This is a genomic window from Pseudaminobacter soli (ex Li et al. 2025) (assembly GCF_003012705.1).
Classification (GTDB): Bacteria; Pseudomonadota; Alphaproteobacteria; order Rhizobiales; family Rhizobiaceae; genus Pseudaminobacter; species Pseudaminobacter soli.
Genome location: NZ_PXYL01000048.1, coordinates 1 through 4,008, shown reverse-complemented (window position 1 = coordinate 4,008; position 4,008 = coordinate 1). Strand labels below are relative to the sequence as shown.

Here is a 4,008-nt window from a genome sequence, read left to right as displayed (position 1 = left end):
GTGTAGCCGGCCTGTGCCGCCGGCGCAACGGGCGGCGCGTCGCCGAGCGGCCGGATGCGGGCGCGCGCCGCCGCCTTGACGGTGGCGATCAGCGCCTCGAAGGCGCGCTCGTCGCTGAACGCCGCCTTGGAAATGCAGTCGAAGGCGCCGATCTCGAGCGCGGTCAGGGTGGCGGCGGCGTGGCGGCTGGTCAGGCTCGAGACCATGATCACCGGCATTGGCCTCAGCCGCATGATCTTGTCGAGGAAGTCGAGGCCGTTCATGTTCGGCATCTCGACGTCGAGCGTCAGCACGTCGGGATTGAGCGCCTTGATCTTGGCGCGCGCCTCGAGCGCGTCGGCGGCGTGGCCGACGACCTCGATTTGCGGATCGCGGCGCAGCGCCACCGACAGCAGGCTGCGCATGGTGGCCGAATCGTCGACGACCAGGACCCGGATCGGCTTCATCGGCCGGCCTCCCTGAGCTTGTAGGTGGTGATGCCGGCGGGCTGGAAGTCGGCCGCCGCCGGCCCCGACACGCGCTCGGAATGGCCGATATAGAGGTGGCCGCCTTCGGTCAGAAGCGGCACGAAGCGGCTCCAGATCTTCGCCTGCGTCGCCTCCTCGAAGTAGATGACGACGTTGCGGCAGAAGATCGCCTGGAAGCGGCCCTTCATCGGCCAGGAAGGCGCGATCAGGTTGAGCTCGCGGAAGGCGACGAGCTGGCGCAGCTCGTCGGCGACGCCCCACTCCTTGCCAGCACCCGAACGCACCGGCACGAACCAGCGCCGGCGCAACTCCGCCGGCACCGGCCGGAGTGCGGCGTCGCTGTAGACGCCTTGGTTGCCGGCGGCGATCATGTTGGCGTCGATGTCGGTGGCCAGGATCTTGATGTCGTAGCCGGCGGCCTCGGGCAGCAGGCTCAAAATGGTCAGCGCCAGCGTGTAGGGCTCGGCGCCGTTGGAGCAGGCGGCCGACCACAGCCGGACGCGCGCCCCGCGCCGTGCCGCGTCGAGCAGCGGCGGCAGCACGGTCCTGGCGAGGTGCTCGAAGTGGTGCGGCTCGCGGTAGAAGTTGGTGACGTTGGTGGTCAGCGCCGCCAGCATCTTCTGGCGCTCGTCGAGGCCCTCGCGCGAGGCGACCAGGCTGCAGTAGTCGCGGAAGCTCTCGAGCCCGAGCGAGCGCAGCCGCTTCGACAGCCGCGAATAGACCAGCGTCGCCTTGGCCTCGGTCAAATAGATGCCGGCGTCGGCGTGCAGCATGGCGGCGATCTGGCGCATGTCGTCGCTGGTCAGCACGAACTCGCCGGCGACGATGCTGCGCCGCCGCGCCGGCCCGGTGCCGTGGTCGAGCTCGCTCATGCGGCGATCGGCTCGAAGGTCGGCAGCACGTTGTCGAGCGCGATCAGGCTGATCATGCGGCCCTCGATGGCGAGCACGCCGCGCACGAAGCTCGATGCCATGTCGGAGGCGACGTCGGGGGTCGGCTGGATGGCGTCGTCGGTCACCGACAGGATGTCGGAGACGGCGTCGACCAGAAGCCCGACCACCTGGTGGCCGACCTGGGCCATCATGATGACGTGGCGCACCGTCGGCTCGGGCGGGGCGAAGCCGAGGCGGGCGGCGAGGTCGACGATCGGCAGCACGGCGCCGCGCAAATTGATGACGCCGCGCACATAGGCCGGCGCCTGCGGCAGCACGGTGGCCGGCGTCCAGCCGCGGATCTCGCGCACCGACATGATGTCGACGCAGAATTCCTGCTCGCCGATGCGGAAGGCGATGAGTTCGCGGCTATGCTTTGAGGTCTCGGTCATGGCGTCACCCTGCGGCTTGGAGAACGGGTTCAAGATGGCTTGTGTCGGCGTGGGTCTCGGCGACCACCGCGTCGACGTCGAGGATCAGCGCCACGCGGCCGTCGCCCAAAATGGTGGCGGCGGCGATGCCGGGCACGGCGCCGTAATTGGTCTCCAGGCTCTTGATCACCACCTGGCGCTGGCCCTGGATGGTGTCGACCAAAAGCGCGCTGCGGCGGCCGCCCTCGCTCTCGACCAGGATGGCGACGGCGGCGGCGGGGTCGGTGGCCTGGCTGCGGAAGCCGAGCTCGCGGCCGATGTCGATCAGCGGCGTGAACGCGTCGCGGATGGCGATGACGCGGGCGCTGCCGCCGAAGCCGTGCACGTCGGCAAGCTTCGGCTGCAGGGTCTCGATGATCGCGGTCAGCGGCACCACCAGCGTCTGGCCGGCGACGGTGACCACCATGCCGTCGAGCACGGCCAAGGTGAGCGGCAGGCTCATGGTGAAGGTCGAGCCCTTGCCCGGCCGCGAGGCGATCGACAGCCTGCCGCCGAGCGACTGGATCGAGCGCTTGACGACGTCCATGCCGACGCCGCGGCCGGAGATGTTGGAGACCTCGGAGGCGGTCGAGAAGCCGGGCAGGAAGATCAGGTTGTCGGTCTCCTCGTCGCTCAGCTGCGCGTCGGCGGGGATCAGCCCCTTGGCGATGGCGAGCTGCTTGACCTTGGGCCGGTTGATGCCGGCGCCGTCGTCGGCGACCTCGATGACGATGCGGCCCGAGCGGTGCATCGCCGACAGCCGCACCACGCCTTCGGCCGGCTTGCCGGCGGCGAGCCGCGCCTCGGGGGCTTCGAGGCCGTGGTCGATGGCGTTGCGGATCATGTGGGTGAGCGGGTCGGTCAGCCGGTCGATGACCGTCTTGTCGACCTCGGTCGCCTCGCCCTCGGTGATCAGGCGGACCTCCTTGCCGGTCAGCCCGGCGACCTCGCGCACCAGCCGCGGCATGCGCTGGAACACCGACTTGACCGCCTGGGCGCGGATCGCCATGACGCAGTCCTGGATCTCGCGCGTCAGCTGCTCGAGCTCGTCGAGGCCGATGGCGACCGCCGAGCCCGGCGCATGGCCGGCCTCGATCACCCGCTGCGACAGCATCGCCTGGTTGATGACCAGCTCGCCGACCAGGTCGATCAGCCGGTCGACGCGCTCGAGGTCGGCGCGGATCGTCTGCGGCGCGCCGCCGGCGGCGTTCGCCGCCTCGCCGCGCGCCTGGCCCGGCTTGGCTGACGGGGCAGGGGAAGAGTCCTGGGTGGCAGCGCTCGGGGCGGCGGCTTCGGCGCCCGGCGCCAGCATGGCCGGTTCGGGCTCCGGTTCGGCCAGCGCCGGCTCGGCCTCGGCCTGGATCGAGCGCAGCAGCGCCTCGACGTCGAAGCCGTCGTCGGCGCCGCCCTCGGCGGTGATCTCAAGCTCGCAGTCCCATTCGACGAACTCGAACACCTCGCGCACCGCGTCCTCGCCCTTGTCGGTGGTCAGCTTGATCGTCCAGTCGAGATAGGCGCCCTCGGGGTCGAGCGCGGCAAGCTCCGGCAGCGCGGCGGCGTCGCAGCTGACCTCGAGCCGGCCGAGCCGTTCGAGCTCGCGCAGCACCAGTGCGGTCTCGTTGCCCTTGGCATAGAGCTCGGGCCGCGGCTTGAAGCGGATGGCAAACACCCGCTCGGCCGGCGCGTCGGGCACGCTGTCGAGGAAGTCGAAGCCGACCGTCACCGGGTTGAAGACAAAGCCTTCCATGTCGCCGTCGCCGTCGTCGTCGGCGGCCATGAGTTGGCCGCCGCCGAGCGCGTTGAGCTCGTCGATCAGCTGCTGGCTGCGGCTCTCGTCGACCGCGTGGTCGTCACGCGCCGCCTGCACCAGGTCGGCCAGGAGATCGGCGGCGCGCAGCATCACCTTCAGCACCTCCGGCGTCGGCGCCAGCGTGTCGGAACGCAGCTGGTCGAGCGCGGTCTCGAAGACATGCGCGAACTGCACCAGCGCGGTCAGGCTGAAGGCGCCGGCGCCGCCCTTGATCGAATGCACGGCGCGGAACACCGCGTTGACGGTGTCGGGCTCGGCCTCGCCGGCCTCGATCGCCAGGAGACCGGCCTCCAGTTCGGCGAGCTGTTCCTCGCATTCCTGGAAGAACGTCTGTTTGATGGCTGACATCGCGTCCACGCTGCTAGTCTCCCTTTACGCCTTTACGCCTT

General features: G+C 70.2%; 4 protein-coding genes. All 4 read right to left on the bottom strand.

What is annotated here, in order from left to right; all coding sequences use genetic code 11:
• Positions 1 to 446: response regulator (locus C7I85_RS30100; RefSeq protein WP_146149023.1), on the bottom strand; the 446-nt coding region annotated here is incomplete at its 3' end.
• The gene (locus C7I85_RS30095; RefSeq protein ID WP_106727657.1) at positions 443 to 1,339 is read right to left on the bottom strand and encodes a protein-glutamate O-methyltransferase; all 897 of its coding nucleotides are present in this window, start codon (positions 1,337 to 1,339) and stop codon (positions 443 to 445) included. The genes C7I85_RS30100 and C7I85_RS30095, both read right to left, overlap by 4 nt.
• Entirely contained in the window at positions 1,336 to 1,791 is a 456-nt protein-coding gene (locus C7I85_RS30090) for a chemotaxis protein CheW (RefSeq protein WP_106727658.1), read from the bottom strand. The genes C7I85_RS30095 and C7I85_RS30090 overlap by 4 nt, the downstream gene beginning before the upstream one ends.
• A gap of 4 nt (positions 1,792 to 1,795) precedes the next feature.
• Positions 1,796 to 3,967 (bottom strand): chemotaxis protein CheA, encoded by a 2,172-nt coding sequence (locus C7I85_RS30085; protein ID WP_106727656.1) that lies wholly within the window; start codon positions 3,965 to 3,967, stop codon positions 1,796 to 1,798.
• Positions 3,968 to 4,008 lie beyond the last annotated feature (41 nt).

Bases quoted from the DNA above. Each gene is read 5' to 3' on its own strand.
- C7I85_RS30095 (WP_106727657.1), bottom strand. From the start codon at position 1,339: ATGAGCGAGCTCGACCACGGCACCGGGCCGGCGCGGCGGCGCAGCATC.
- C7I85_RS30090 (WP_106727658.1), bottom strand. From the start codon at position 1,791: ATGACCGAGACCTCAAAGCATAGCCGCGAACTCATCGCCTTCCGCATC.
- C7I85_RS30085 (WP_106727656.1), bottom strand. From the start codon at position 3,967: ATGTCAGCCATCAAACAGACGTTCTTCCAGGAATGCGAGGAACAGCTC.